The 26127-nt window shown below is 55.2% G+C and carries 27 protein-coding genes; 10 read left to right on the forward strand and 17 right to left on the reverse strand.

All coding sequences use genetic code 11. The annotated features are described in order from the left end of the window. Positions 1-97: 97 nt before the first annotated feature. A complete protein-coding gene (locus ETG88_RS16725) occupies positions 98-961 on the reverse strand; it encodes a YicC/YloC family endoribonuclease (protein WP_102105075.1) in 864 nt (287 codons plus the stop codon). A gap of 125 nt (positions 962-1086) precedes the next feature. Between ETG88_RS16725 and rph the strand changes: the two genes are divergently transcribed. Both rph and pyrE read left to right on the forward strand, forming a co-directional pair. Beyond that, positions 1087-1803, forward strand: a complete 717-nt coding sequence (gene rph / locus ETG88_RS16730; RefSeq protein WP_100778203.1) for a ribonuclease PH — start codon at positions 1087-1089, stop codon at positions 1801-1803. A 129-nt stretch (positions 1804-1932) separates the two neighbouring features. Continuing rightward, positions 1933-2574 (forward strand): orotate phosphoribosyltransferase, encoded by a 642-nt coding sequence (pyrE, locus tag ETG88_RS16735; protein ID WP_129035847.1) that lies wholly within the window; start codon positions 1933-1935, stop codon positions 2572-2574. A 60-nt stretch (positions 2575-2634) separates the two neighbouring features. Here the strand turns inward: pyrE and slmA are convergent, their stop codons facing one another. From slmA to coaBC, 3 genes are all read right to left on the reverse strand, one after another. Then, positions 2635-3231 (reverse strand): nucleoid occlusion factor SlmA, encoded by a 597-nt coding sequence (slmA, locus tag ETG88_RS16740; RefSeq protein ID WP_100778201.1) that lies wholly within the window; start codon positions 3229-3231, stop codon positions 2635-2637. 117 nt (positions 3232-3348) lie between these two features. After that, positions 3349-3807, reverse strand: coding sequence for a dUTP diphosphatase (gene dut, locus ETG88_RS16745; RefSeq protein ID WP_164971809.1), 459 nt, complete (start codon positions 3805-3807; stop codon positions 3349-3351). Further along, positions 3785-4996: a bifunctional phosphopantothenoylcysteine decarboxylase/phosphopantothenate--cysteine ligase CoaBC gene (coaBC, locus tag ETG88_RS16750; protein WP_129035931.1), complete on the reverse strand. Its 1212-nt coding sequence runs from the start codon at positions 4994-4996 to the stop codon at positions 3785-3787. Before coaBC ends, dut begins: the two co-directional genes overlap by 23 nt. 170 nt (positions 4997-5166) lie before the next feature. Here coaBC and radC point away from each other — a divergent pair, with 170 nt between their 5' ends. The 4 genes from radC (at position 5167) to mutM (ending at position 7357) form a co-directional block, all read left to right on the forward strand. Continuing rightward, complete coding sequence (gene radC / locus ETG88_RS16755) at positions 5167-5832, forward strand: RadC family protein (RefSeq protein ID WP_129035848.1); 666 nt, start codon at positions 5167-5169, stop codon at positions 5830-5832. Between the two features lie 216 nt (positions 5833-6048). After that, a complete protein-coding gene (gene rpmB / locus ETG88_RS16760; protein WP_002436699.1) occupies positions 6049-6285 on the forward strand; it encodes a 50S ribosomal protein L28 in 237 nt (78 codons plus the stop codon). Between the two features lie 22 nt (positions 6286-6307). After that, complete coding sequence (rpmG, locus tag ETG88_RS16765) at positions 6308-6475, forward strand: 50S ribosomal protein L33 (protein ID WP_003024094.1); 168 nt, start codon at positions 6308-6310, stop codon at positions 6473-6475. A gap of 72 nt (positions 6476-6547) precedes the next feature. After that, a complete protein-coding gene (gene mutM / locus ETG88_RS16770) occupies positions 6548-7357 on the forward strand; it encodes a bifunctional DNA-formamidopyrimidine glycosylase/DNA-(apurinic or apyrimidinic site) lyase (RefSeq protein ID WP_129035850.1) in 810 nt (269 codons plus the stop codon). A 1-nt stretch (position 7358) separates the two neighbouring features. Here the strand turns inward: mutM and coaD are convergent, their stop codons facing one another. The 7 genes from coaD to ETG88_RS16805 all read right to left on the reverse strand — a co-directional run bounded on the left by coaD (position 7359) and on the right by ETG88_RS16805 (position 15175). Next, on the reverse strand, positions 7359-7838 hold the full coding sequence (gene coaD / locus ETG88_RS16775) for a pantetheine-phosphate adenylyltransferase (RefSeq protein ID WP_102105070.1): 480 nt from the start codon (positions 7836-7838) through the stop codon (positions 7359-7361). Positions 7839-7841: 3 nt separating this feature from the next. Further along, positions 7842-8612: a glycosyltransferase family 2 protein gene (locus ETG88_RS16780; protein WP_129035852.1), complete on the reverse strand. Its 771-nt coding sequence runs from the start codon at positions 8610-8612 to the stop codon at positions 7842-7844. Beyond that, a complete protein-coding gene (gene waaA / locus ETG88_RS16785; protein WP_100778195.1) occupies positions 8612-9886 on the reverse strand; it encodes a lipid IV(A) 3-deoxy-D-manno-octulosonic acid transferase in 1275 nt (424 codons plus the stop codon). The genes ETG88_RS16780 and waaA overlap by 1 nt, the downstream gene beginning before the upstream one ends. A 155-nt stretch (positions 9887-10041) precedes the next feature. After that, positions 10042-11676 carry a sulfatase-like hydrolase/transferase gene (locus ETG88_RS16790; protein ID WP_129035854.1) on the reverse strand — a complete coding sequence of 545 codons (1635 nt, stop codon included), beginning with the start codon at positions 11674-11676 and terminating at the stop codon, positions 10042-10044. Positions 11677-11694: 18 nt separating this feature from the next. After that, positions 11695-12666 carry a glycosyltransferase gene (locus ETG88_RS16795; protein WP_100778193.1) on the reverse strand — a complete coding sequence of 324 codons (972 nt, stop codon included), beginning with the start codon at positions 12664-12666 and terminating at the stop codon, positions 11695-11697. 8 nt (positions 12667-12674) lie between these two features. Then, the gene (locus ETG88_RS16800) at positions 12675-13658 is read right to left on the reverse strand and encodes a glycosyltransferase (RefSeq protein WP_129035856.1); all 984 of its coding nucleotides are present in this window, start codon (positions 13656-13658) and stop codon (positions 12675-12677) included. A gap of 146 nt (positions 13659-13804) precedes the next feature. Next, the gene (locus ETG88_RS16805; RefSeq protein WP_187469900.1) at positions 13805-15175 is read right to left on the reverse strand and encodes an O-antigen ligase family protein; all 1371 of its coding nucleotides are present in this window, start codon (positions 15173-15175) and stop codon (positions 13805-13807) included. Positions 15176-15426: 251 nt separating this feature from the next. Between ETG88_RS16805 and ETG88_RS16810 the strand changes: the two genes are divergently transcribed. Further along, positions 15427-16527, forward strand: a complete 1101-nt coding sequence (locus ETG88_RS16810) for a glycosyltransferase family 4 protein (protein ID WP_129035858.1) — start codon at positions 15427-15429, stop codon at positions 16525-16527. Here the strand turns inward: ETG88_RS16810 and ETG88_RS16815 are convergent. From ETG88_RS16815 to rfaD, 5 genes are all read right to left on the reverse strand, one after another. Then, on the reverse strand, positions 16509-17618 hold the full coding sequence (locus tag ETG88_RS16815) for a glycosyltransferase family 4 protein (protein ID WP_129035860.1): 1110 nt from the start codon (positions 17616-17618) through the stop codon (positions 16509-16511). The genes ETG88_RS16810 and ETG88_RS16815 overlap by 19 nt on opposite strands. Further along, positions 17615-18718, reverse strand: coding sequence for a putative lipopolysaccharide heptosyltransferase III (rfaQ, locus tag ETG88_RS16820; RefSeq protein WP_129035861.1), 1104 nt, complete (start codon positions 18716-18718; stop codon positions 17615-17617). Before rfaQ ends, ETG88_RS16815 begins: the two co-directional genes overlap by 4 nt. Further along, positions 18711-19697 (reverse strand): lipopolysaccharide heptosyltransferase RfaC, encoded by a 987-nt coding sequence (rfaC, locus tag ETG88_RS16825; protein ID WP_123429698.1) that lies wholly within the window; start codon positions 19695-19697, stop codon positions 18711-18713. Before rfaC ends, rfaQ begins: the two co-directional genes overlap by 8 nt. A gap of 3 nt (positions 19698-19700) precedes the next feature. After that, positions 19701-20747: an ADP-heptose--LPS heptosyltransferase RfaF gene (rfaF, locus tag ETG88_RS16830; RefSeq protein WP_102105063.1), complete on the reverse strand. Its 1047-nt coding sequence runs from the start codon at positions 20745-20747 to the stop codon at positions 19701-19703. Positions 20748-20852: 105 nt separating this feature from the next. Further along, entirely contained in the window at positions 20853-21794 is a 942-nt protein-coding gene (rfaD, locus tag ETG88_RS16835; RefSeq protein ID WP_102105062.1) for an ADP-glyceromanno-heptose 6-epimerase, read from the reverse strand. A gap of 215 nt (positions 21795-22009) precedes the next feature. Here rfaD and kbl point away from each other — a divergent pair, with 215 nt between their 5' ends. The 3 genes from kbl (at position 22010) to ETG88_RS16850 (ending at position 25185) form a co-directional block, all read left to right on the forward strand. Then, complete coding sequence (kbl, locus tag ETG88_RS16840; protein ID WP_107702526.1) at positions 22010-23206, forward strand: glycine C-acetyltransferase; 1197 nt, start codon at positions 22010-22012, stop codon at positions 23204-23206. A gap of 9 nt (positions 23207-23215) precedes the next feature. Further along, positions 23216-24241, forward strand: a complete 1026-nt coding sequence (gene tdh / locus ETG88_RS16845) for an L-threonine 3-dehydrogenase (protein ID WP_129035863.1) — start codon at positions 23216-23218, stop codon at positions 24239-24241. 143 nt (positions 24242-24384) lie between these two features. Further along, positions 24385-25185, forward strand: coding sequence for a glycosyltransferase family 2 protein (locus ETG88_RS16850; RefSeq protein WP_129035865.1), 801 nt, complete (start codon positions 24385-24387; stop codon positions 25183-25185). Here ETG88_RS16850 and ETG88_RS16855 read toward each other — a convergent pair whose 3' ends face one another. Next, positions 25186-26127, reverse strand: coding sequence for a divergent polysaccharide deacetylase family protein (locus tag ETG88_RS16855; protein WP_129035867.1), 942 nt, complete (start codon positions 26125-26127; stop codon positions 25186-25188).

The following is a 26127-nucleotide window of genomic DNA, read 5'->3' on the forward strand; positions in this document are numbered from 1 at the left end:
AGTATTTTATCAGTAGAGTGAAAGGTTTTTTTGAATGAGAAGGAATTATCAGCATGAGAAAAAGTAATGGGTAGCTCACGTTGAGCTACCCTGGCGATTATTCAATGTTCTGAATCTGCTCGCGCATTTGCTCAATCAGCACTTTCAGTTCAATCGCAGATGTGGTCACTTCGGCGTTGATTGATTTGGACGCCAACGTGTTCGACTCGCGGTTGAATTCCTGCATCATGAAATCGAGACGACGACCCACGGCTTCTTTTTTCTTCAGAATGTTGTAGGTCTCTTTGACGTGCGCTTCCAGACGATCCAGCTCTTCGGCCACGTCAACACGCTGGGCCATCAGGACCAGTTCCTGCTCCAGACGGGTATTTTCCAGCTGAACTTCTGCATCTTCGAGCCGGGCAAGCAGGCGCTCGCGCTGCCACTGGAGGACTTCAGGCATGTGCGCGCGTACTTTCAGGACTTCTGCGCTGACACCTTCCAGACGCTGCTCAATCATCGCTTTCAGCGCCTGACCTTCGGTTTCACGGGCGACGATAAAATCATCTAATGCGCCATCAAGCGCACCCAGAATTTCAGTGGTAATTGCATCCAGATCCTGCTCTCCTGCGGCCATCACGCCTGGCCAGCGGAGGATATCAACAGGATTGATTTCGCCTTCGTCGCTCTGCATCTTGACCCAGTTCGCGGCATTCACCAGCTGTTTGGCCAGTTTTTCATTGAGGATCAGCTCCCCTTGCGCGCTCGCGTCGGGTTCAAAACGCAGGTTGCATTCCACTTTACCGCGCGTCAGGCGAGCACGAATGCGTTCGCGAACAACCGGCTCGAGGCTGCGAAACTGCTCCGGCATACGGAAATACGTTTCCAGATAGCGCTGGTTTACCGAGCGCATTTCCCAGGTAGCGCTACCCCAGCTACCCTTGATTTCACGCCGGGCGTAGGCGGTCATACTGCGAATCATAAACATGTCCGTTTTTAGAGGAGAGATGGGGGGATTATAGCTTTCGGGGCTTTCTCAGGATAGGAATAAGCGCGTTTAATCCGTATAATGCGCAGCCACATTCGTTTCAAGCCGGAGATATCATCATGCGTCCAGCAGGCCGTAGCGCCAATCAGGTGCGCCCCGTCACCCTGACCCGTAACTATACAATACACGCTGAAGGCTCCGTGCTTGTTGAATTCGGTAACACCAAAGTGCTGTGCACCGCCTCTATCGATGAAGGCGTTCCGCGTTTTCTGAAAGGTCAGGGCCAAGGCTGGATCACTGCCGAATATGGCATGCTTCCTCGTGCGACCCACACCCGTAACGCTCGCGAAGCGGCAAAAGGGAAGCAGGGTGGCCGCACTATGGAAATTCAGCGTCTGATTGCTCGCGCACTGCGTGCGGCGGTGGATCTGAAAACATTGGGCGAATTCACCATCACGCTGGACTGCGACGTGATTCAGGCTGATGGCGGCACGCGTACCGCGTCCATTACCGGCGCTTGCGTGGCGCTTGCCGATGCGCTGAACAAACTGGTTGCCGCCGGTAAACTGAAAACCAACCCAATGAAAGGGATGGTGGCCGCTGTCTCCGTTGGGATTGTAAAAGGTGAAGCCCTTTGCGACCTTGAGTACGTTGAAGACTCTGCCGCAGAAACCGACATGAACGTCGTGATGACTGAAGACGGTCGCATTATTGAGGTGCAGGGCACGGCAGAAGGCGAGCCGTTCACCCATGAAGAGCTTCTTACCTTGCTGGCGTTAGCCCGAGGGGGAATCGAATCCATTGTCGCGGCGCAGAAAGCGGCGTTAGAAAATTGATGTAAGGGCGACGTTGTCGCCCTTTTTTTTATGCTTCATCCTGAGCGCCGTCTCTTTGTCGGCTGCCGATAGGGCGTGAATGATGTAGCGTAAACCAAAATGATGATAAGTAAGATGAGGAGCAAATCCATGAAACCCTATCAGCGCCAGTTTATTGAGTTTGCGCTTAACAAGCAGGTTCTTAAGTTCGGCGAATTTACGCTGAAATCCGGGCGCAAAAGCCCCTATTTCTTCAATGCCGGCCTGTTTAATACCGGGCGCGATCTGGCTTTGTTAGGCCGTTTCTACGCCGAAGCGCTGGTGGATTCCGGGATTGATTTCGATCTGCTGTTTGGTCCGGCTTATAAAGGGATTCCGATTGCGACCACGACGGCGGTGGCGTTAGCGGAACACCACGATCGTGACCTGCCGTACTGCTTCAACCGTAAAGAAGCCAAAACGCACGGTGAAGGCGGCAACCTGGTCGGCAGCGCGTTGCAGGGCCGGGTGATGCTGGTGGACGACGTGATCACCGCAGGAACCGCGATCCGTGAATCCATGGAGATCATTCAGGCTAACGGCGCAACGCTGGCTGGCGTGCTGATCTCTCTGGATCGTCAGGAGCGTGGCCGTGGCGAGATCTCGGCGATTCAGGAAGTCGAGCGCGACTACCACTGTAAAGTGACGTCGATCATCACGCTGAAAGACCTGATTGCCTATCTGGAAGAGAAGCCTGAAATGGCGGATCACCTGGCATCGGTGCAGGCGTATCGGGAAGCGTTTGGCGTTTGAGTGAATTGCCCGGTGGCACTGTGCTTACCGGGCCTACGCATCACGTAGGCCGGATAAGATTTACTGCAGTTGAGCAGCCACTAACGGCCAGCGAGTGTCGAAATCGTCCGTCGGGCGATATTTGAACTCGCTGCGCACAAAGCGGGAGAGCATCCCCTCGCAGAAAGCCAGAAGTTGCCCGGCCAGCAAGGTTTCGTCAGTAACGTAACCTTCGCCTTCACGCATTTTCTTTTCACGCAAAACCTGCCGCAGCTGCGCTTCAATGCGCTCGAACAGCTGGTTGATGCGCCCCTGAAGTTTGTCCTGCTCAAACATGAGAGCATGACCGGTCAGAATGCGGGTTAAACCCGGATTGCGTTCACCAAAACCTAAAATCAGTAGCACAATCAGACGCAGGCGCGCGGTCGTGTCTTTTTCGTCTTTTAAAATCAGATTGATGCGGGTGATGAGGCTGTCTTCGATAAATTCGATCAGACTGTCAAACATCCGCGTTTTGCTGGGGAAATGACGATAGAGCGCCGCTTCTGATACGCCAACAGAGGCTGCCAGTTTCGCGGTGGTGATGCGTTGGCTGCCATCGCTGGATTCAAGCATCAGAGCCAGAGATTGAAGTATTTCTTCGCGACGATTCCTTTTCGCGGTTTGTTTTTCTGCCATGTTACAAAATACCCCTGAAAATACGCGCTTTTACGGCTGGCATCCACACAGCGACCGCAAACTGTTGTTTGCGGTGTGTTATCGCGTTATTACGCTGTGAGATGCGTACTGTTAGGCTTATTTGCGCCCTGAGTGGCCGAAGCCGCCTTCGCCGCGATCGGTGGCATCAAAATCTTCCACCAGGTTAAATTCCGCCTGAACCACTGGCACAAAAACCATCTGCGCGATACGTTCGCCCGGCTCAATGGTGAAGCTATCCTGGCCACGGTTCCAGACAGAGACCATCAGCTGACCCTGGTAGTCAGAATCGATAAGCCCAACCAGATTGCCCAGCACGATACCATGCTTATGACCAAGACCTGAGCGAGGGAGGATCACCGCCGCCAGTGACGAGTCGGCAATGTGAATCGCCAGACCGGTTGGGATAAGCGTAGTGGCACCCGGTGCCAGCTCTACGGCGTCATCGAGACAGGCACGCAGGTCAAGACCAGCAGAGCCGGTGGTGGCGTAAGTTGGCAGCGGAAATTGCTGGCCAACGCGCGGGTCCAGAATCTTAACGTCGATTTTTTTCATCATAACGGGTAACGATCTCGTCCAGTAATTGTTGGCCCAGGAGTTCCTTGCGCTCAAGCGGTAAGACTTTCTCTCCATCCTGCCAGAAAAGGTGCAGTGCATTGCTGTCGCTATTAAATCCTTGTGTCGCCAGCGATACATCATTCGCACAAATCAAATCGAGATTTTTGCGGGTACGTTTTTGCCGGGCGTATTCTTCCACATTATTCGTTTCTGCGGCAAATCCAACGACGTAAGGTCGATGGGTTTTTAATGCAGCAACGCCCGCGACGATATCCGGGTTTTTCACCATTTTTATCGTTAATTCATCGCCTTGCTTTTTAATTTTTGCGTCAGCAATGGTTTCTGCGCGGTAATCCGCAACGGCGGCGCAGCCGATAAATATTTGCTGTTTTTGCGCGTGCGCCTGGACAGCGGCTTCCATTTCCAGCGCTGTGGTTACGTCGATTCGCTGCAGAGACGATGGCGTGGGCAACGAGACCGGCCCGCTCACCAGCGTGACCGTCGCCCCGCGTTTTGCCGCCGCTGCGGCGATAGCGAAGCCCATCTTACCGGAGCTGTGATTAGTGATATAACGCACCGGGTCCAGGGGTTCACGCGTGGGGCCCGCCGTAATCATGATGTTGAGATGTTGCAGGTCGTTGACAGGGGCAAAATGGGCCGCCGCCATATCGACAATAGCAAGAGGGTCCAGCATACGGCCTGGGCCGATATCACCGCAGGCCTGACTGCCGCTGCCCGGGCCCCAAATCAGCAGGCCGCGAGAGGCCAACACGTCAAGATTATACTGGGTAGCGGCGTTGCGATACATCTGCTGGTTCATGGCCGGAACCACGGCGACGGGAGCGGGTGTGGCCAGGCAAATGGTAGAGACCAGATCGTTTGCCATACCGGCGGCGACGCGGGCGATTAAATCAGCCGTCGCGGGGGCGAGGATCACCAGGTCTGCCCATTTGCCAAGCTCAATATGGCCCATAGCGGCTTCTGCCGCAGGGTCCAGCAGGCTGTCAGAGACCGGGTATCCAGAAACTGCCTGCAAACTCAGGGGCGTGATAAAGGCTTTGCCGCCTTCGGTTATCGCGACCCGCACATCGGCCCCGCGCTCGCGCAAACGGCGCACCAGTTCTGGCGCTTTATAGGCGGCAATGCCGCCGCTCACGCCAAGAACGATTTTTTTACCGGCCAGGCTCATCATGATTCTTTCCTGTTGGGTTTCACCAGAGAGCGGGCATTTTATCACAATCCCAAAAGTGGCGTGATTTTGTGCGCGCCTCCCTTTGCGAGGCGCTACGCAAGAACGAAAAGAGCCTGTCGAGCGGCCACGAATCCTGTGTCAGGATGAAAGAAAAAAGGAGAAGGGATATGGATTTCACATTGTCGCTCTTGCCGCGAGAAAAAATGCTGCACTCCGGCATTACGTCTCTGACGGATACCGAGCTGCTGGCACTCTTTTTGCGCACCGGCACGTCCGGGAAGAGTGTTTTTGTACTGGCGCAGCAGCTGCTTGAGCATTTTGGCTCGCTCTACGGCCTGCTCAACGCCGAGCTTGCAGAATTTAAGCATGTCGAAGGGATAGGCTTGGCTAAATTTGCCCAGCTAAAAGGGATTGCCGAGCTGTCGAGACGCTATCACAGCGTGCGGATGCTTGAAGATAATCCCTTGATAAGCCCTGAAATGACGAGGGATTTTTTGCAGAGCCAGCTTTCTGATGTTGAGCGCGAGATCTTTATGGTGATCTTCCTCGATAACCAAAACCGGGTGCTAAAACATTGCCGTTTATTCTCGGGTACCTTGAGTCATGTGGAGGTGCATCCGCGAGAAATTGTGCGTGAAGCGATAAAAGTGAATGCAGCCGCCGTGATCCTCGCGCATAATCACCCCTCGGGTTGCGCTAAACCAAGTCAAGCCGACAAAGAGATCACTGAGCGTATCATCAAATGCTGTCAATTCATGGACATTCGTGTGCTTGACCATTTAGTTATCGGTCGGGGAGAGTATGTTTCTTTTGCCGAATATGGTTGGATTTAGACCATTTCGCGCGATCCATCGGGATCTTTGTCTGTTCGGGACTTGAGCACATCGTCGAGTCAGCGTATACTACGCCACCTTTGAGAATCTCGGGTTTGGCATTTGGGCCTGGCAATCGAGAGTTCGCTTAGAACCGCGATGACCGGGCTGTAAAGCCTGACGAGGCGCCGATACCCCATACGAAGCTCGAGCTAATTTGATTTTTGGAGAATAGACATGTCCCGAGTCTGCCAAGTTACTGGCAAGCGTCCGGTGACCGGTAACAACCGTTCCCACGCACTGAACGCGACTAAACGCCGTTTCCTGCCGAACCTGCACTCTCACCGTTTTTGGGTTGAGAGCGAGAAGCGTTTTGTCACCCTGCGTGTATCTGCTAAAGGTATGCGTGTTATTGATAAGAAAGGCATCGATACAGTTCTGTCCGAACTGCGTGCCCGTGGCGAAAAGTACTAAGTACTTAACGAGGAAATAAATCATGGCTAAAGGTATTCGTGAGAAAATCAAGCTGGTTTCTTCTGCTGGTACAGGTCACTTCTACACCACCACGAAGAACAAGCGTACTAAGCCGGAAAAACTGGAACTGAAAAAGTTCGATCCAGTTGTCCGTCAGCACGTGCTGTACAAAGAAGCTAAAATCAAATAATTTTAGTTTTCTTTGAAGAAAACCCCGCAATCGCGGGGTTTTTTGCATTCTGTGTATCTCATTGGAGGAAACATGCCTGAATTACCTGAGGTAGAGACCAGCCGCCGTGGAATTGAGCCTCATCTGGTGGGTGCAACCATTCTTCACGCTGTCGTCCGTAACGGCCGCCTGCGCTGGCCCGTTTCCGATGAGATCCACGCTCTCAGTGATAAGCCTGTGCTCAGCGTGCAGCGTCGCGCCAAGTATCTGCTGCTGGAATTACCCGATGGCTGGATCATCATCCACCTGGGGATGTCCGGGAGCCTGCGAATTCTCACTGAAGAGTTACCCGCCGAAAAACACGACCACGTCGATCTGGTGATGAGCAACGGCAAAGTGTTGCGTTACACCGATCCTCGCCGCTTTGGCGCATGGCTATGGACCAAAGAGCTGGAAGGGCACAACGTGCTGGCCCATCTTGGCCCTGAGCCGCTCAGTTCGGATTTCAACACCGACTACCTGAAGGCGAAGTGCGCGAAGAAGAAAACCCCGATTAAACCCTGGCTGATGGATAACAAGCTGGTGGTGGGTGTCGGTAACATTTATGCCAGTGAATCCCTGTTTGCTGCCGGGATCCATCCCGATCGGCTCGCCTCTTCGCTTTCCGATCAAGAGTGCACATTGCTGGTGAAGGTGATTAAAGCGGTCCTGCTGCGCTCGATCGAGCAAGGAGGAACCACGCTGAAGGATTTCCTGCAAAGCGACGGTAAACCGGGCTATTTTGCGCAGGAGCTGCAGGTGTATGGTCGAAAAGGGGAGCCGTGCAGAGTGTGTGGCACGCCGATAGTGGCGTCGAAACATGCGCAGCGGGCGACGTTTTACTGCCGCCAGTGCCAGAAGTGAATTATTTGAGCTTATCCATCAACGCCTGATGGACGTTCGCTGGCAGGAAGTGCGTCACATCGCCCCCGTGGCGCGCCACCTCTTTTACCAGGGACGATGAGATAAACGACCACTCTTTTGACGGCATCAGGAACACGCTTTCGAGTTCCGGCATCAGATGACGGTTCATGTGCGCCAGCTGCATTTCATATTCAAAATCGGCCACGGCGCGAAGCCCGCGAATCAGGATAGTAGCCTGCTGTGCGCGGGCGAAATTCGCCATCAGATCGCTAAAACCCACCACTTCCACATTTGGCAGATGCGCAATCGCAGCAGTCGCCAGCGCGACGCGTTCATTCAGGTCGAACATCGGCTTTTTACTTGGGCTGGCGGCAATGGCCAGAATCACCCGATCGAACATGCTAGCGGCGCGGGTGATGATATCAAGATGACCGTTAGTGATCGGATCGAAGGTACCCGGATAAATCGCTTTTGTGCTCATGGCTCACACTTTCTCTGAGTAGCCGCGGTTCAAAGCCCACAGCTCGGTGTATTTGTTGAAAGTATACTGCGCATTCACCACCGCCAGTAGCCAGCCCTGTTTACCATCCAGCACACCTGCACGCAGTATCAGCGTTTTGAGAAACGCCCCCAGCGTGTGGGCGAAGATTCCGGCAATCGAGGCTTTCTTGCCGCGCTGATGACGCTCATGCGCCCATGCGGTTGCGTAGCTGAGCTGTTTGCGCTGGAAGCTGGCAAAGTCCCGGCAGGTGAGATGACGTAAATCGCCTGACAGCGGGATGACCTTTGCGCTCGCGCACTCCAGCGATTCGTGCACCAGATTGCTGTTGTAATGGTAGCGCTCGCGCTCATACAGGCGCATCACGCGGTCTGGATACCAGCCGCTGTGGCGCATGAAACGACCAAGGAAATAGTTTTGGCGGGCGATACTGTAAACGGCGCCAGGCTGGGGCGCAGCCAGAACAGACAATAGGGATTGCTGAAGTTCCGGTGTGACGCGCTCGTCGGTATCGATCATCAGCACGTAGTCACCGGTGGCAAAAGATTGCGCGCGCTGGCGCTGAATGCCGTAACCCTGCCAGTCCGTATCGACAAAGACTTTCGCTCCCGCGGCGCGGGCGATTTCCGTGGTGTTGTCCTCGCTGCCTGAATCGAGGATGACAATCTCGTCGGCCCAGGCGACAGACGCCAGGCAGTCCGGAAGCAGGTCAGCGGCGTTTTTGGCGATCATTACGACCGACAGACGCGTCGACATTAGTGGCTCCGCTGAGGCAGATAAGGTTGCAGAAGTTGCAGCAGACGGGTCAAGGCACCCTGGTTCTGATGCAGCACTTCGACGGCATGGCGGCCATACCACAGGCGGTAATCTTCGTCGGTGAGCAGAGTAGAAACCTCTTTCACGACTGAATCCACATCCGTTACGGTAATCAAGCCGTCGGCTTGCTGCAATTTAGCGCAGATATCTTTGAAGTTAAAAATATGCGGGCCCATGAGCACCGGAATCGCGTGTGCGGCCGGCTCCAGCGGGTTGTGACCGCCGCGCTCCACCAGGCTTCCGCCGACGAAGGCCAGATCGGCAATTCCGTACAGCAGCATCAGTTCGCCCATCGTATCGCCAATCACCACCTGAGTGCTGCCAGACGGGATCTCACCGCTGCTGCGCAGGGTGAAGCTAAATCCTGCTTTCTGCACCATTTCACGTGCATCTTTGAAGCGCTCCGGATGGCGAGGGACCAGAATCAGCAGGAGGTCCGGGAATTTCGCCAGCAGCTGGCGATGGGCCTGCAGGATAATCTCTTCTTCGCCGTCGTGAGTACTGGTGGCAATCCACACCTGACGACGCGGCGCCCACTGGCGACGTAACGTGACTGCGCGGGCGGCGAGTTCCGGCGTGACGGAAATATCAAATTTCAGGCTGCCGGTGACAGCGAGCTGATTGCGCTTCAGTCCAAGGGAGATAAAGCGTGCGCCATCTTCTTCGTTTTGCGCGGCGATCAGCGTGATTTTTGACAGCAGGCGGCGCATAAAGCTGCCCAGCTTGCCGTAGCCCTTCGCCGAACGCTCCGACAGACGGGCGTTCGCCACGACCAGCGGAATTTTACGGGCATGCAGGGCGGAAATCATATTTGGCCACAGTTCAGTTTCCATCACGATCACCAGCTTTGGACGCACGGTGTTGAGGAAGCGGTTCATGGCGCAGGGTAAATCATACGGCAGGTAGACGTGATGCACGTCTTTGCCGAAGGCCGACATGGCGCGCTCGGAGCCGGTCGGGGTCATCGTGGTGACGGTGATAGGCAATGACGGATAGCGGTGGCGCAGGGCGCGCACCAGCGGGATTGCCGCCAGCGTCTCACCGACGGATACGGAGTGCAGTAAAATACCGTCCGGGGCGACTTTATTGCGGCAATAGCCATAACGTTCAGCCCAGCGTTTTCGATACGCAGGCGCCTTACGGCTACGAAGCAGCAGTCGCAGCCACACCAGTGGCTGAATGAGGTAAAGCAGGGCGGTATACAACAATTCCAAGCGATTATCCGTTTTTTAGTTTCGGCGGGCAAATTCTAAGCATTTAGGCGGTTTAAAGCTATCTCTTTGGCGTTTTTGCTCGTGCATTTGGCTGTGTTACGTTCATTTTCCCAAAAAAAAACGGGCAATTGCTTGCCCGTTTTGTCTCTTGCGAATTAACGCTCTGCTTCAGGGAGCGCATTCAGATGATAGGTCACCCGCTCCGACAGGCCGCGAATATCGCCGCCGGTGATAAAGAAGCTGTCGTCTTTCTGATTCGGGTTGCTCACCGAGTAGCCCAGCATTTTGTTGATCAGCGTCGCCACCTGGAAGTGGTTCAGCGGGATCTGCGGGCTAATCGCCTTCATGGAATAGGCCGGGTCGTTACTGAAATAGAGGAACGGCACCTGAGCGATCGGCATCTCAACGACGGAGTGACCGAATAATCCGCCATCGCCCACGCGCTCCCCGTGATCCGAGGTGATAAATACCAGCACCGGCAGTTTGGATTTCGCCATGGTAGTACGAATTGCAGAGGCCAGCTCTTTATCGTACAAACGCACGGCGTCGTCGTACTCATTTTTCTTCTGCGCAACATCATCGTTCAGGCGCGGCGAAGAGAATTTGGCGAAGCCCTGAGGAATGTTGCGCTCGTAAGGAATATGCGGCGCGCGACTGTTAAGTACCATCAGGAAGGGTTTGTTCCAGTCCAGCGTCGCTTTTTCCACTGACGGTGTGAGCACAACATCTGCACCGACATCAGGAGCTGGGCGGATCTGCGTGTCTTCCCACAGATCAATATCGTGAATGCCGATCCAGTTACTCAGCCCCTCCAGACCTTGCGCGGAGATGAATGCGGTCTGATAACCTTGTTTCTTCGCATTGGCAAAGATATTAGTCGATTTTGATTTATACGCGCCGTAGTTATCTGGCTCGCGCAGGTTATTCACCAGCATCGGAATGGCGACGCGCGTCGAGACGGCGTTGGAGACGATCAGACGGCCAGACCCCTGATACTGCTGCATCAGCGCTTTCAGTTCCGGCGTGGTATCACGCTCGTAACCCAGCGCGCTAACGTGGTGCGGGTTCAGGCTCTCGCCAATCGCCAGAATGATGGAGTATTTGCCCGCCTGGGTGCCTTCTGCCGGTGTAACCTGGTACGGCTCATAATGGGTGACGCTCTGGTTTTCACCGGAAAGGGCTTCCGGTATCAGGCGTATGGCGCTGAAGCTCATGGCAGACAGGCCATTACGCAGCAGAGAGTGGCGGAGATCCGGGTTGAATTTATACATCTGCCCGTCGATCGCTTTGTAGAACTGGCCCGCGAACATCACCACGATAGCCAGCAGGCATGGCATTGCCAGCCATTTATGCCACTGCGGTGCCATCCGGCGGGTAAAGACCAGAGCAAACACAACCGCCACGATCATGATGGCAAAATAGATGCCCAGCGAGCCGAGGCTGTCAGTGATCCCGCTGGCGATATCTTTCGTTTCAACGAACGCCAGCCAAACTTCGCTTGGGCCATAGAATTGACCGTAAAACTGGTAATAGACCGCTTCTGAGATCTGCACGATAAACGTCACCGCCAGCAGCAGGCGCGTGAGGAAGAATCGAGCGCTCACCGCCGCTAACAGCGAAATGATCAGATATAGCGAGATATCCCCGGCTTTGGGTTGGTAAACGTGGTCTTTTAACAGAATGATGATTTCGGAAAGCGAAAACAGCACCAGGAAAGCCAGCGTCAACACCAGCGTGCGCAGGAGATTGCGGCGCGGTGTGAGTGATGATTGTGTAGATGTTTTAAACATGTTCAGACTCAATCTAACTCAGAACTTTTTAGTCAGCGGACGAATGGCTTTACCAAATCCAAAGCGCAGTGCGCGAACCAGTGTGGGGCGATTGTGCAATCCTTTACGCCAGATATCCTCAAACAGGGCATACCAGCGGGCGGCAACCGCTTCGCGGGAATAGACCTGCAGACGTTTATCACCCTGTTCACGCATCTGACGATACAGCTCAGGAGAATTTTTTAAGCGCATAATGGCCTCGAACGCTTCGTCCGGGGTTTTAGCGATCAGGTAGTCCAGTTCAGACTCACGGATAGCGCGGTAAGAGGGCTCGTCGTCACAGACCATGACCGTTTTACCCAGCCAGTTGTTGATAAGCTTACTGGCAGGTTTGCGGGCGAGTTTGTGATCGTGCGATTTGCGGAAACTGATGCACACATCCACATCTTGGTAGTTCGTCCAGTTATCGAATGAAATGCGCAGTTCGATACCCTGTTCCGCCAGACGCTGTTTGAAATTGCCTTCGCGATATGCCTCCGGGAAACTGTCGACGCGACCAAAGAAGGCCACGGTTTTGACGGTTTCATCCGTGCGTTCGCGAGGTTTTACACCGGGCTGTGGCCAGTACGGTACGAAAATACGATTGCTGTGACCATCGACTTCAGGGTTCTGATCCACCACGACATCAGCACCTATGACCGGCGGACGGTCGGCACGCGCTACCACGGTCACACCGCGCCACGGTTTTACGCGTGAGCCAAAGTCATCGTTATGCATCAGGTTGATGGCATCTGCCCGACACTCTGAGCCAAACGAGCACTCAATGTCATCGCCGTAATAGTGTTTCAGCGCCAGCGTCGTCTGGAAAGTCCATCCGCCGCGGCCACCACAATAAAAACGCTCAGGGATGCTGTCCGGGTTTACGCGGTTATCCAGCAATGTCTGGAAATCTGCGTAATTTTTAGCAATAAAATCAGCGCGGGAGACCGCGTGTAGTTTGAGTTTGCTCATAATGTCCGTTAGCCGAGGATTTTCTTAAGACGGAAGTAGCGACGTCCCAGACGCCAGCGTTGACGCAAGCCGCGCGCGTTTTTCCAGATCATTGACCAGATACCGCGATCGAACAGCTCCTGGGTGATCTCGCGCTTTTTCGCCTTGTCTGCGATATTGTTAATACTGTGCAGAATGCCCAAACCTTCTTTGGCGATTTGCCAGTGGCAGGACGGGACGCGCTTAACCTGTTCTGGATGGCGCTGATTAATCGCCTCCAGCATCTCCAGTATTTTCATGTAATGGCGAGATGATCGCATCCGCGTATCGTCGGTGCCCGGCGTATGGGAAACCGACGCTGAGTGAATCAGATAATCGTAAAAGACTTCATCCACATACTGAACGCGTTTGGCGGTCAGCAGCACTTCCGTGGTCCACGGAATATCCTGATGGCGCAGACCGTGCTCGAAGGTAAACCCTTGCTCTTTGATAAAGGCATGGCGATAGATATTCAGCCAGGTGACGTGCAGGAATTTACGCGATTCCAGCGCCATTTGTAGCCATGTAGGGCCATCGAGAACGCCCGTGGATGCGAGCTTATCAGATGGAAAAATCTTCTTCGACGGGCGACCATCATCGTAAATGTAGGTGCCGTTACAGGTGGCAACGTCGAGGTTTCCAGTAAAGGCGAGCTCCAGCAGTCGCGGGTACATGCCCGGATAGATTACATCGTCGATATCCGGGAAAGCGACATACTCGCCTTTCGCGACCGCAAGACCGGTATTACGGGCGGCAGAGACGCCGCCGTTGGGCTGATCGATGACCTGAAAATCGCTAAATTCACTGGCGTAGCGCGCGATAATGTCCGCAGAATTGTCAGTGGAGCCGTCATTCACCACGATCAACTCCAGGTTTTCCAGATTCTGTTTCTTAATGCTGTCAAAAAAAGCGCTCAGAAAAGATTCACCATTATATACGGCGACAATGAGGCTTAATTGAGGCGTTCCAGACATGCTTACTCCGTATTATTCTGCGGTGCTGCAGCGATCAGCGTATTCAACCGTAACGTGCGATGGCAATTCGACAGCCTACAGGCTAAAGAGTTCGGGTGGAAATACGTGCACCAGTGCGGACTGGCACTGGCGCACGGTATTTGTACTCAGGAGAGGGGCTCGGTGCCTTTAGTCGTACGCAGTGCGCACATCCCGATAAGCAGCCCAGTCAAGAGTAGATACTGCTCCAGATAGTGGTCTTTCAGGTTGTGATCGACCATGGTTCGGGAGAAGAAACCGATAGTGAACAGCAGCAAGAACATCCCGACCATAGTATTGCCATGACGGAACTCACGCCAGCCAACGTACCAGCAGCCCGCCAGCAAAATCAGCCAGCCCGCAATCCCGGCAATCCCGTTCTGGATGCCGAATTCAATCAGGCCGTAGTGGCTGTGAGGAATGTTAATGCGGTTGTCCTGGGTATCGCGGCGCAGCACGTAGCGGAACGCTTCTTTGCGCGGCCCCATCCCTGCGGGATGTTCTGCAATCAGTTTCCAGCCCTGATGGAAGAAACTGGCGCGGCAACCATTGGAATGATCCATTGGGCGGCCCAGCTCGTTACGTGGGACGGTCCCGTTCGTCTTGTTGTAGCAGAAACTGGTGAAGGGAGCGTTCCAGCCAGTGATTGCATCAGTTTCCAGACTTTGCCAGCGAGGATCGGTTTTCCAGGATGCATAGCCCAATAAGGCCGAGGAGGCGACAATGATGCCTAAAATCCCCGCAGTGAGTATCACCCGACTACGACGCATGCTGTGCAGGCTCAGCAGGACAAAGGTCGAAAAGAGACTGCCGACCAGGCCGATAGTGCCCCAGCGCGTATCAACCAGCGCTGTGCAGATCAGGTTGCAGACCAGCATGAAGGCCAGGAACGGCGTTTTCAGGCGTAAAAAACGCTGATGCAGTAAGCCGCGCGCTAACAGTTCGGCAATCAGGAATCCAGTGATCATATTCACCTGGAAACTCATACGCGTGCGGTTGTATACAATCCGCGTTTCGCCCCAATGGATCACACCGTCGCGCCAGTAGAGCCAGAGTGTATCCAGTAAATGAATACAGACTACGCCCCAGAAAAAGAGAACGATCAGCGTGAAATAGCGGGCGGCTGAAATAGAAGGATACTGGGTTTGAATGGCCGGGATTAACACAAGGCCTGCGCAGAAAAGTAATACCGGGCGCAACCATTGTCCATCCCACGTCGACACCATCTCTTTAATATCAGGCGCGACAAAAAAGCCGTTAATCAAGACATAGAACGTTAATACCCATATCGCGATGAGAACGAACTTGATTTTGCTGACGTCAAGGTTTTTCTTCGCCGAGCTTGAGCTAAAAAAGAGACCCAGGGTCACAGCGATGATGGGATAGATCAGGCCATTGCGGTGAAAAGGAAGCTGGTCATTCGGGATTGGCCAGACAAAACACAAAGCCAGTACAGCCGGTACTAAAAGGCCCGTCAGGATGTTGCGAATATTTGTCATATTTATGGTACTGGTTAAGGATTTAGGCTTTTATACCGGTTAGTTAACAATGCTATACGATAATTCCACGGATATCCGATGGGAATAAAAGCGTGGGAAAAGTACCACAAATACCTTAACTACAGAAGGACTATGTTTGTAAGCAAGAATAATCCGTGATTTCCCGCGTAATGCTGACTTTGTGCATTCCGTTGCCGGCAATGTATATAATGCCCGTATGAGTCCGGTTACAGCCCAAACACAGGAAATGTATGCATATTGTTCACACTGAAGCAGATGGTGGCAAAGGCGGGCAGCCGCTGCGCATTATCAATGAATCATTAGGGCTTATTCATCGCGGCCATCAGGTGACCATTCTCTGCCCGGAAACGGCGCCGCTGCACGCCTTGGCCCGTGAAGCTGGGCTGACGGTAGTGACGATGCCGCTGAAGCGCAAAAATTTCAAAAATCTGCAGTTGCTGCGTCGTTGGTTAAAAGACAACCGAAAATCTATAGATGTCATCAATAGTCACAATTCTGCGGATACCTGGCTGGTGGCGCTCGCCAACCTGACTCTCTCGAATCCCGTCCCGCTGGTACGTACTCGCCATGCATCGGGTGTTCCACGTAACAACTGGACGACCCGCTGGCTGTTTCGCAAAGCCTGCGCCCATATTGTGACCACGGGCGAGGCGCTTCGCCATCAGGTGGCTGATATTGGTGTGCCGATGGCACAGAGCACGTCGGTGCCCAGTGGGGTAGATACTCAGCGTTTTCATCCTGCTGATAAACAGCAGGCCCGTGAGCACTGCGGTTTGACGCAGGATGATTTCTGGCTCGGTGTGGTCTCGCATCTGCGCCCGAACAAAGGCCACAGCGTGTTGCTGCGCGCTCTGGCGAAGATTGATAACCCGCGTATTAAACTGGCGATCGTCGGTGAGGGGCCACACAAGGCGACGCTGGAGCAGGAAATCACCGCGTTGGGGTTGCAGCAGCGCGTGCTCATGGCCGGGCATCGTAGCGATCCGGAGCGCTGGTTCCCGGCGTTTGATATCGCCCTTAGCCCATCGCACGATATGGAAGGGGTACCGCAGGGGGTATTGCAGTCGCTGGCCTCACGTATCGCGACCATAGCCACCGATGCGGGTGGTACAGCGGATGCGGTGATCGACGGCAAAACGGGATTATTGATTGCTCAGCGTGATGAGTCTGCACTGCAAGGGGCGATTGAGAAACTGTATAACGACGCGCCTCTTCGCGAGACGCTGGCGCAGCAGGGATATGACTACCTGTGCGCCCATTTTACGCGCGAATGCATGCTGGATGCGATGGAGAAGGTTTTTTCCGATGCCGCTCAGCGCAGCAAATCGTGATAAAGCGACTGTAGCTCTTTCGCCATTCTCTCAAGAGTGTAGGGTTCAGCAGTGGCGCGCGCCGCTGCTGAATAGTCCCGCCCGAGTTCTCGCCCTTTAAGCCATTCGCCGACGACCTGCTGATAGCCGTTACTGTCGAGGGCATCACGTACCCAGCCGTTAACGCCTTCTTCGATCCACTCTGCCGCACCGCAGCCGTGGCTGGTTATCAGCGGCAGGCCGCAGGCCAGCGCTTCGACGCAGACGTTCGGGAAAGGATCGTAAAGGGTCGGCAGGATCAGCGCATCGGCGGTGCCGTACACCTGGCGAACATCGGCAACCGGTCCCAGAAAACGTACGCGGGAAGCCACGCCAAGAGTCTGGGCTAGCTTTTCGAATTTACGGGCATGTTTATCGCGCCCGGCGAGCACCAGCCAGACGTCAGGATGCGGCGCAATGGCCCGCAGGGCAGTAGCCACCCCTTTGCGACTGAAGCCGGACCCGACATACGCCAGCACCGGGGCATGGCGCGGAATGCCCCACGCATCACGCTGGGACAGCGCGCGCACGTCGGGCGAGAAATGTTGGGTATCGACGCCGTTATAAATCACCGTCAATTTATCGTCCGGCAGCGCAAAGCGGCGAGCAATATCGTCGCGCACCATCTTCGAGTTGCAGATCACTTTGCGCAGCTGCGGATGGGTAAACATCTGCGTTTCTGCCTGCAAAATATAGCGATGATAGCGGCTCAGGGACTGCGCCCAGCGCGCCAGCGGCGACAAAATGCGACTGTATTGCTCAAGCCAGGTGGCGTGAACACCATCGCCCGCGCGGAAAATCGTCGCGCCCGGAATGCGCTCATGGCTTTGCACGATATCGAATTGCGCAAACTGCGCGGCGGCAGCGTCAGCAAAGCCGGATTCGCGGGTCAGACGGTTACGAAACGGCGGGTTTACCGTCAGCGTGTTCCAGCCGGCAGCGTCTTCCCACTGGCGGGCAATCAGCGTCACATCCAGCGCCGTATCCTGCGCCAGGACGTTCAGCGCGCGGGAGACAAAGCGCTCCGCGCCGCCGTTGGGGTTATAGGTTTGTCGGACGATCGCCAGTTTCATGCCGGAGAGTCCAGCAGCAGCGTATCAATGGCGCTCAGAACCTGCTGAGGCGTAATGGCCGTAATACAGTCCGACACGCCGCCATCGCCACAGCCTGCTTTGCCACACGGCTGGCAGGTCATTCCGGCGGTGATGACGCGATAGTTCACGCCCCACGGTGCCCATTTGATCGCCCCTGTCGGGCCGAAAATCGCCACGGTTGGCGTGCCGACGGCGCTCGCGAGGTGCATCGGCATTGAGTCGACGCCGAAGTAGATCCGCGCATGTTTCATCAGGGCGCCCAGCTCTTTCAGATTCAGCTGTCCGCTTAAATCAAACACCGGTTGTCTGAGCGCAGCCCGCAGCTCATCCATATAGGCCGACTCCTCTTTCGACGGTGCAGCCGAGAGTATAATAGGCAGCCCGCGCGAGGCGAGGTTGTCGATGGTGGCCGCCAGCTTTTTGATATCCCAGGCTTTGAACATCCAGCGGGAGGTCGGGTGCACCAGAATATAGGATTTGCTGGCAAGGCCAAAACCGGCCAGTTTTTCCGCGATTGAGGCTTCCGCCGCGTCGCCTGGCACAAACAGCGTATGTTTATCGTCATCGTTTTGCGGGTGAATCCCGATCCGACGCAGGGCGTCGAGGTTCACCTCCACCATGTGACGGCTGTTATCCTGAATCGCCGGATACAGCGTGGTGAAGGAATTCACCCAGCGACGACGCGCCAGCCCGCTGCGTTTCTCCGGCTTAAAGCCCACGGAGACGCGCGGTTTCAGACGACGCGCCAGACGCGCGCCGTGCCAGTGTTCGGTGAGGTTAATCAGCACGTCGTAGTGACGCGCTTTCAGCGTTTTGAGCAGCGCACGGTACAGGCGGAGCTGGGCAAACCACCCCTGCTTGCGCCAGTTGCGGCCAATGGTATGCACCTGGTCAATGTACGGATGGCTGGTGAGCATCGCCTGGGTGTCGTCATACACCAGGGCATCGACTTCCACGTCCGGCCAGTTTTTTTTCAATACGGTAAAGACCGGGGAGGTCAGCAGGACGTCACCGTGGTGACGCAGCTTAATGATCAGCACGCGTTTTGGCGGACGCTCCGCTGAGAAAAAATCAGACATAGGCTCTCTCTGCTGCCAGCAAAGGCTCTAATTGCGCAAAAACCGCAGCGGCGCTGAGGTCGCTCAGCTGCAATGAATGTTCCGGGCGGCAGATAGTTTGATTTTTTCCGTAGCCGCCGATAAGGCCCGGATCGGTTGGGCCGTAAAGCGTAATATTAGGTCGATCGAGGGCCGCCGTCAGGTGACTTAGCCCTGTATCCACGGAAACCACCGCGGTCGCCCCCGCCAGCTGTTGTGCGACGCCATCGAGTTTCATGCGTGGCAGAACCTCGACGTAATCAAACCCTTCCGCCAGCCGTTTGGCCCGCGCCTCCTCGTGTGGCGCGCCCCACGGGAGTTTTATCCGCAAGCCTGTGTGGCCGAGCAGCCCGATCAGTTCCCGCCAGTGAGATTCTGGCCAGTGCTTGTCGTCGCGCGTTGTGGCGTGGAGGAAAATCAGGTAGGGCTGAGCGTCATGGGGCGATCCCGTTAAGAAGTGCTGCGAGATAGCGTAATCGCCCTGGATTTCAGGCTTGGCGTAGCCGAGGCTTTTAGCGAACAGCTCGCGCGTGCGCTCAACGGCGTGCTGCTGCTTAGCGATGGCGTGGCGGCGGTTGTAGAACAGGCTCGCCAGCGGTTCGCGGGCGCTGTGCCAGTCCATACCGTGTTTGACGCCATGCGCCAGGCGCGTTACCAGTGCGGCGCTTTTAACCAGACCCTGGGCGTCGATGATTGCATCGTAGCGCTGGGCCTGCACCGCCTCGCGAAAGGCTTTGCGTTCAGCTTTAATCGGTGCGGAGAACCAGGCTTTGCGCCAGCGGCGAATCGCCACCGGGATAACGCGGTCTACCGCCTCGTGCCAGGTGGGGATTTGCGCGAACCCCTCTTCCACCACCCAGTCAAAACGAATACCGGGGATGGCGCGCATCGCGTCCGTCAGAGACGGCAGCGTGTGCAGGACATCGCCCATAGAAGAGGTTTTCACGATCAAGACCCGCATTCGTTATCCTTCATCGTTCAACAGCAGATCGTTGAGTTCATCGAGGACACGCTGGGGCGTAATATCGATCAGACTCTGGTGATAGCCTTCTGCCGCATCGCCTTTGCGGACCTTGTGATAGCCGGTGATCAGGCGAATCACACGCGCTTTATGGGACAGAGGCGGCGTGAAATCCGGGCTGCTTGGGCCGTACAGCGCGACCAGCGGGCGGTTTAGCGCGGCGGCGACGTGCATCAGCCCCGAATCGTTGGTGACGACCGCTTTACAGGCCGCCAACAGGATAACTGCCTGCTCCAGCTGAGTTTCCCCTGCCAGATTGCGACACCAGGCCTGCTGTTCGTTACTCAGGGTGGCGAGGATTTCGTTGCCCGCTTCGTGGTCTTTCGCCGAACCGAACAGCACGATCTGATAGCCTTCGTCGATCAGCTGTTTTGCCAGCTCGGCGTAGTGATAGTGCGGCCAGCGCTTTGCCGGGCCGAATTCTGCCCCAGGGCAGAAGCCGATCATCGGGCGTTCCGCCGAAAGGTCAAACGCATTACACGTTTGCGATTTTTCGCCGTCGTGCACCTGCAACTGCGGCCACAGGAGCGGCTGCGGCAGATCTTTCGCTGTACGCATCACGCCTTTGTCATACGCCAGCGCCACGTAACGCTCGACCATTAACGGCCAGGCCTCTTTATCCAGCACACGGGCATCGTTAAGCAGACCGTAGCGCATCTCGCCGCGCCAGCCGGTGCGGTGCGGGACGCCCGCAAAGAAAGGCACGAGGGCAGATTTGAAAGAGTTCGGCAGAACAAACGCGCGGTCGTAGCGTTTCTCGCGCAGGCTATGCCCGAGCTTGCGACGCTCGCCAATTTCCAACGCCCCGTGGCCGAGCGGCATGGGGATCGCTTCGTTCACTTCCGGCATCCGCGACAATAACGGACGGCACCACGCGGGTGCCATCACGTCGATTATCGCCTGGGGATAGCGCGCCTTGAGCGTGCGATAGAGACTTTGCGACATCATCATGTCGCCCACCCATGACGGACCAATCACCAGTATTTTCATTCACTTCATCCTTCAAACGGTCTCAGCGTTGGCTGCCTTCTTCACCTCAGTCACATAGTTATCCTATGTTCCTGGGGATGCACTCAGATGCAGCCTTGTTACCGCTTAATGTGTTTGTGAATCGCGGTTTAACCAGGCCATATATTCCGTTACGCCTTCGGCAACGGTCTTGAACGGCTTATCGTAGCCCGCAGCACGCAGATTGGTCAGATCGGCCTGAGTGAACGCCTGGTAACGGCCTTTCAGTTTTTCCGGGAACGGAATGTACTCGAGGCTGCCTTTTTTATGGTAGGCCAGCGCCGCGTCAGCTACCGCCTGGAAGGATTCCGCCCGGCCGGTACCCAGGTTGAAGATGCCGGAGACACCGTTTTCCCAGAACCACAGATTGACTGCCGCCACGTCGCCCACATAGACGAAATCGCGTTTGAAGCCGTCGCTGCCTTCGAACAGTTTCGGGCTTTCGCCGTTGTTCAGTTGCGTGTTCAGGTGGAACGCCACGCTCGCCATGCTGCCTTTATGGCCTTCACGCGGTCCGTAGACGTTGAAATAGCGGAAGCCCACGATCTGGGAGTTGGCTTCCGGCAGAACCTGACGCACGTATTCGTCGAACAGGAATTTGGAGTAGCCGTATACGTTCAGCGGCTGTTCGTATTCGCGTGATTCAATAAAGTCGGAGGTACGGCCGCCGTAGGTCGCCGCAGAAGAGGCGTACAGGAACGGAATTTCACGCTCCAGGCAGTAGTGCAGAACCTCTTTGGAGTACTGATAGTTGTTATCCATCATGTACTTGCCGTCCCACTCGGTAGTGGAGGAGCAGGCACCTTCGTGGAAGATAGCTTCGATCTCGCCGAACTCTTCACCTGCCATAATCTGGATAAGGAAATCTTCTTTATCCATGTAGTCGGCGATATTCAGATCGACCAGGTTCACGAACTTGGTGCCGTCTTTCAGGTTGTCCACGACCAGAATGTCGGTGATGCCTTTGTCATTGAGGGCCTTGATAATATTGCTGCCAATAAAGCCCGCGCCGCCGGTAACGATGATCATAACGGTAACCTTTGTAGTGTGGAGTTCGGGGCCAGTCCCGAACACTAATATTCATATCATATCATTAGTATGGCGCCCCTTCAGCCATTCACCGATATGCAGCAGGGGTACACGTGATTTATGCTGCAAAAACGATAACTGATGATGCGTCATCTCGTATCGACGTATAGGTTTGGGTAATATGTGCCGAAATTTGCCGAGTCTGGAGAATTGCAATGCGTGGTGATTTTTACAAACAGTTAAACAACGACCTGGAGACCGCCCGCGCGGAAGGGTTGTTCAAAGAAGAACGTATTATCACTTCTGCGCAGCAGGCGGATATCACCGTCGCTGACGGCAGCAAGGTGATCAACTTTTGCGCGAACAACTACTTAGGTCTTGCGAATCACCCTGAGCTGATTGCCGCTGCCAAAAACGGCATGGACACCCACGGTTTTGGTATGGCCTCCGTGCGCTTTATCTGTGGCACGCAGGACAGCCACAAACAGCTTGAGAGCAAGCTGGCGGCGTTCCTCGGGATGGAAGATGCAATTCTCTACTCTTCCTGCTTCGACGCCAACGGCGGTCTGTTTGAGACCCTGCTGGGTGCGGAAGACGCGATTATCTCTGATGCCCTGAACCATGCTTCGATTATCGACGGCGTGCGTCTGTGTAAAGCGAAGCGTTTCCGCTATGCCAACAACGACATGCAGGAGCTGGAAGCGCGTCTGAAAGAGGCGCGTGAAGCCGGTGCGCGTCACGTACTGATCGCCACCGACGGCGTGTTCTCCATGGACGGCGTTATCGCCAACCTGAAAGGCGTGTGCGACCTGGCAGACAAATACGATGCGCTGGTGATGGTCGATGACTCACACGCGGTCGGTTTTGTCGGTGAAAACGGTCGCGGTTCCCACGAATATTGTGACGTGATGGGTCGCGTGGACATCATCACCGGTACGCTGGGCAAAGCGCTCGGCGGCGCGTCCGGCGGCTATACCGCAGCGCGCAAGGAAGTGGTCGAATGGTTGCGCCAGCGCTCCCGTCCGTATCTGTTCTCTAACTCTCTGGCACCGGCGATTGTCTCTGCCTCCATTAAAGTGCTGGAGATGGTTGAGTCGGGCGCTGAGCTGCGCGATCGCCTGTGGTCTAACGCGCGTCTGTTCCGCGAAAAAATGACCGCTGCAGGCTTTACGCTGGCAGGTGCCGACCACGCGATTATCCCGGTGATGTTAGGTGACGCGGTTGTGGCGCAAAACTTTGCACGCGAGTTGCAAAAAGAGGGGATTTACGTCACTGGGTTCTTCTTCCCGGTGGTGCCAAAAGGTCAGGCGCGTATCCGCACCCAGATGTCTGCGGCGCACTCACCTGAGCAAATCGAGCGTGCGGTGGCAGCCTTTACCCGCATCGGCAAACAACTGGGCGTGATTGCCTGAGGACGTGTGATGAAAGCGTTATCCAAACTGAAAGCGGAAGAAGGGATTTGGATGACCGACGTGCCGGAGCCGGAAGTCGGTCATAACGATCTGCTGATCAAAATTCGTAAAACCGCCATTTGCGGTACTGACGTTCACATCTACAACTGGGATCAGTGGTCGCAAAAAACCATTCCGGTTCCGATGGTGGTTGGTCATGAATACGTCGGCGAAGTGGTCGGTATCGGCCAGGAAGTGAAGGGGTTCAAAATCGGCGATCGCGTCTCCGGTGAAGGCCATATCACCTGCGGTCACTGCCGTAACTGTCGCGGTGGACGCACCCATCTGTGCCGCAACACCGTAGGTGTAGGCGTTAACCGTCCGGGCTGTTTCGCTGAATATCTGGTGATCCCGGCGTTTAATGCTTTCAAAATTCCGGACAACATCTCTGACGACCTGGCTTCGATCTTCGACCCGTTCGGCAACGCGGTTCACACAGCGCTGTCGTTTGATTTAGTGGGCGAGGATGTGCTGGTCTCAGGCGCAGGCCCAATTGGCATTATGGCCGCAGCGGTGGCGAAACACGTGGGTGCGCGTAACGTCGTGATCACCGATGTGAACGAATACCGCCTGTCTCTGGCGCGCAAAATGGGCGTGACTCGCGCAGTGGATGTCTCGAAAAAGAACCTGAGCGACGTGATGACCGAGCTTGGCATGACCGAAGGCTTCGATGTGGGACTGGAGATGTCCGGCGCACCGCCTGCGTTCCGCACTATGCTCGATACCATGAACCACGGTGGCCGTATCGCGATGCTGGGTATTCCGCCATCAGATATGTCTATCGACTGGAACAAAGTCATCTTTAAAGGGCTGTTCATCAAAGGCATTTATGGCCGTGAGATGTTTGAAACCTGGTACAAAATGGCTGCGCTGATCCAGTCCGGTCTGGACCTGACGCCAATCATTACGCACCATTTCGGCATCGATGATTTCCAGAAAGGTTTCGATGCGATGCGCTCGGGCCAGTCCGGGAAAGTGATCCTGAGCTGGGATTAACCATGAAAGCGCCTGCGGGCGCTTTTTTTTTCGACTCTTTCACACTTCTTGTATCCGCAATCAGATTATTTCGATTTTTACTTCGCTTTTTTAACCACACGCTTATAAAGTTTGTTTAGGTTTCATTTACTTTTACAGTGCCTATGTTCAAGCTTACCGTTTGTTTATTGACCTGTAACTCAGCGCGTCTGCTGCGTGAAGTCCTGCCACCGCTGCTCACCGTGGCGGATGAATTCGTCGTGGTTGATTCCGGGAGTACGGATGCCACGCTGGAAATCTGCCGTGAATACGGCCTTACCACCCACTACCACTCCTATGCAATGCACGGTGCGCAGATGAATCATGCGATTGATCTGGCGACAAACGACTGGGTGCTGTGCATGGACAGCGATGAGATCCTCGACGCTGAGCTGGTTGATTTCATTCTGGCGCTCAAAGCGGGCGATGACCCTGCCGCTGATCAGGCCTGGCGTATTCCGCGCTACTGGCATGTGCTGGGTGAAGAGGTCCGGACCATTTATCCCGTCTCTTCACCAGACTTCCCGGTGCGTCTGTTCAATCGTACACATGCCCGGTTTAATCACCGTCCGGTCGATGACAAAGTGGAAGGCGCGCTTAAGGCAATCAAAATGCCGGGCCGGGTTCGTCATGACACGTTTTACACTCTTCATGAAGTGTTCAATAAGCTGAATAGCTACACGTCCCGGCTGGTGAAATATCAGAACGTGCGGCCTTCTATCGTGCGCGGTGTGGTCAGCGGTATTGGCGCGTTCTTTAAATGGTATCTGCTGAGCGGCGCATGGCGGCAGGGAAAAGTGGGGATCGTGACGGGGTTGTATGCCATTTCGTACAGCTTCCTGAAATATTTCAAAGCCTGGTATCAGCACCAGGATCAAAAAGAGTCCGTGGCGAAAAAGCCAGCGGACTCTCATCTCACAGAATAATTACGCTTTCTTACCCCAGCCCTGCCACTGGTGCTGGAAGTAAGTCACCAGCGAGCTTTGGCTGACGCTCTCACCTATCACTGTGAAGAATCGGGTCGCATAGACCGGCTCAGGCGGCTGTTTCGGTTTGCAAATCTGTACGCCACGGAATGGATTTTTAGGCTCCGTGCGTGGCTTGCTGCCTGGCGTGGAAGTGTCTGGCCGTGACGTATCAACCTGCGGTTCGTTCAGCAGACTGCTTGGGCGGACCAGCGTGATGTCTGAGGGCAGCGTCGGCAGCATTTGCTGCAAGACACGCACCGTGGACGGGTGCGGGTGACCAATGGCGATCGCGGAGCCCGTGCGGCGAGCCAACTGGACGGCGCGATTAAACTGGAAGCGAATATCGGCTTCGTTCTGGGTGTCATCAAGAAACACTTTGCGCTTAATCACTTTCACGCCCGTGCCCTGCGCGGCGCGCATAGACTGGCTATTGCCGATGGTCATACTGTCGAGAAAATAGAGGTTGTAGCGCTCCAGTGCTTGCATCACTTTCTGCATCCCGAACAGGCTCGAGGTCATGGCGCTGCCCATGTGGTTATTCAGCCCGACCGCAAACGGCACTTTGCCGTAGGCGTCGCGGATGATGCGCTCGATCTCGTCGCTGCTCATCTCCGGACGGAGGGTGTCTTTTTCCAGCGGTTGTTTGCTCAGCGGCGCCATTGGCAGGTGGATGAGCACTTCATGCCCGCTGTTGTGGGCTTTGGTCGCCATTTCACGCGCGTGCGGTGCATTCGGTAAGACGGCGACGGAGATGGCCGACGGCATCGCCAGCACCTGATTCTCGTTGTGCGGACGATAGCCAAAGTCATCAATGACGATGGCTAATTTGCCTGCGTAAACCGGTGAAGCTAGCGCCAGTGCACTGACGACGGAGAGAACAATACGACGAAATTGAAGCAA

Origin of the sequence: Lelliottia nimipressuralis (genome assembly GCF_004115925.1) — a bacterium.
Lineage (GTDB): Bacteria > Pseudomonadota > Gammaproteobacteria > Enterobacterales > Enterobacteriaceae > Enterobacter > Enterobacter nimipressuralis.

Bases quoted from the DNA above. Each gene is read 5' to 3' on its own strand.
- ETG88_RS16725 (WP_102105075.1), bottom strand. From the start codon at position 961: ATGATTCGCAGTATGACCGCCTACGCCCGGCGTGAAATCAAGGGTAGC.
- rph (WP_100778203.1), top strand. From the start codon at position 1,087: ATGCGTCCAGCAGGCCGTAGCGCCAATCAGGTGCGCCCCGTCACCCTG.
- pyrE (WP_129035847.1), top strand. From the start codon at position 1,933: ATGAAACCCTATCAGCGCCAGTTTATTGAGTTTGCGCTTAACAAGCAG.
- slmA (WP_100778201.1), bottom strand. From the start codon at position 3,231: ATGGCAGAAAAACAAACCGCGAAAAGGAATCGTCGCGAAGAAATACTT.
- dut (WP_164971809.1), bottom strand. From the start codon at position 3,807: ATGATGAAAAAAATCGACGTTAAGATTCTGGACCCGCGCGTTGGCCAG.
- coaBC (WP_129035931.1), bottom strand. From the start codon at position 4,996: ATGAGCCTGGCCGGTAAAAAAATCGTTCTTGGCGTGAGCGGCGGCATT.
- radC (WP_129035848.1), top strand. From the start codon at position 5,167: ATGGATTTCACATTGTCGCTCTTGCCGCGAGAAAAAATGCTGCACTCC.
- rpmB (WP_002436699.1), top strand. From the start codon at position 6,049: ATGTCCCGAGTCTGCCAAGTTACTGGCAAGCGTCCGGTGACCGGTAAC.
- rpmG (WP_003024094.1), top strand. From the start codon at position 6,308: ATGGCTAAAGGTATTCGTGAGAAAATCAAGCTGGTTTCTTCTGCTGGT.
- mutM (WP_129035850.1), top strand. From the start codon at position 6,548: ATGCCTGAATTACCTGAGGTAGAGACCAGCCGCCGTGGAATTGAGCCT.
- coaD (WP_102105070.1), bottom strand. From the start codon at position 7,838: ATGAGCACAAAAGCGATTTATCCGGGTACCTTCGATCCGATCACTAAC.
- ETG88_RS16780 (WP_129035852.1), bottom strand. From the start codon at position 8,612: ATGTCGACGCGTCTGTCGGTCGTAATGATCGCCAAAAACGCCGCTGAC.
- ETG88_RS16790 (WP_129035854.1), bottom strand. From the start codon at position 11,676: ATGTTTAAAACATCTACACAATCATCACTCACACCGCGCCGCAATCTC.
- ETG88_RS16795 (WP_100778193.1), bottom strand. From the start codon at position 12,666: ATGAGCAAACTCAAACTACACGCGGTCTCCCGCGCTGATTTTATTGCT.
- ETG88_RS16800 (WP_129035856.1), bottom strand. From the start codon at position 13,658: ATGTCTGGAACGCCTCAATTAAGCCTCATTGTCGCCGTATATAATGGT.
- ETG88_RS16805 (WP_187469900.1), bottom strand. From the start codon at position 15,175: ATGACAAATATTCGCAACATCCTGACGGGCCTTTTAGTACCGGCTGTA.
- ETG88_RS16810 (WP_129035858.1), top strand. From the start codon at position 15,427: ATGCATATTGTTCACACTGAAGCAGATGGTGGCAAAGGCGGGCAGCCG.
- ETG88_RS16815 (WP_129035860.1), bottom strand. From the start codon at position 17,618: ATGAAACTGGCGATCGTCCGACAAACCTATAACCCCAACGGCGGCGCG.
- rfaQ (WP_129035861.1), bottom strand. From the start codon at position 18,718: ATGTCTGATTTTTTCTCAGCGGAGCGTCCGCCAAAACGCGTGCTGATC.
- rfaC (WP_123429698.1), bottom strand. From the start codon at position 19,697: ATGCGGGTCTTGATCGTGAAAACCTCTTCTATGGGCGATGTCCTGCAC.
- rfaF (WP_102105063.1), bottom strand. From the start codon at position 20,747: ATGAAAATACTGGTGATTGGTCCGTCATGGGTGGGCGACATGATGATG.
- rfaD (WP_102105062.1), bottom strand. From the start codon at position 21,794: ATGATCATCGTTACCGGCGGCGCGGGCTTTATTGGCAGCAATATTATC.
- kbl (WP_107702526.1), top strand. From the start codon at position 22,010: ATGCGTGGTGATTTTTACAAACAGTTAAACAACGACCTGGAGACCGCC.
- tdh (WP_129035863.1), top strand. From the start codon at position 23,216: ATGAAAGCGTTATCCAAACTGAAAGCGGAAGAAGGGATTTGGATGACC.
- ETG88_RS16850 (WP_129035865.1), top strand. From the start codon at position 24,385: ATGTTCAAGCTTACCGTTTGTTTATTGACCTGTAACTCAGCGCGTCTG.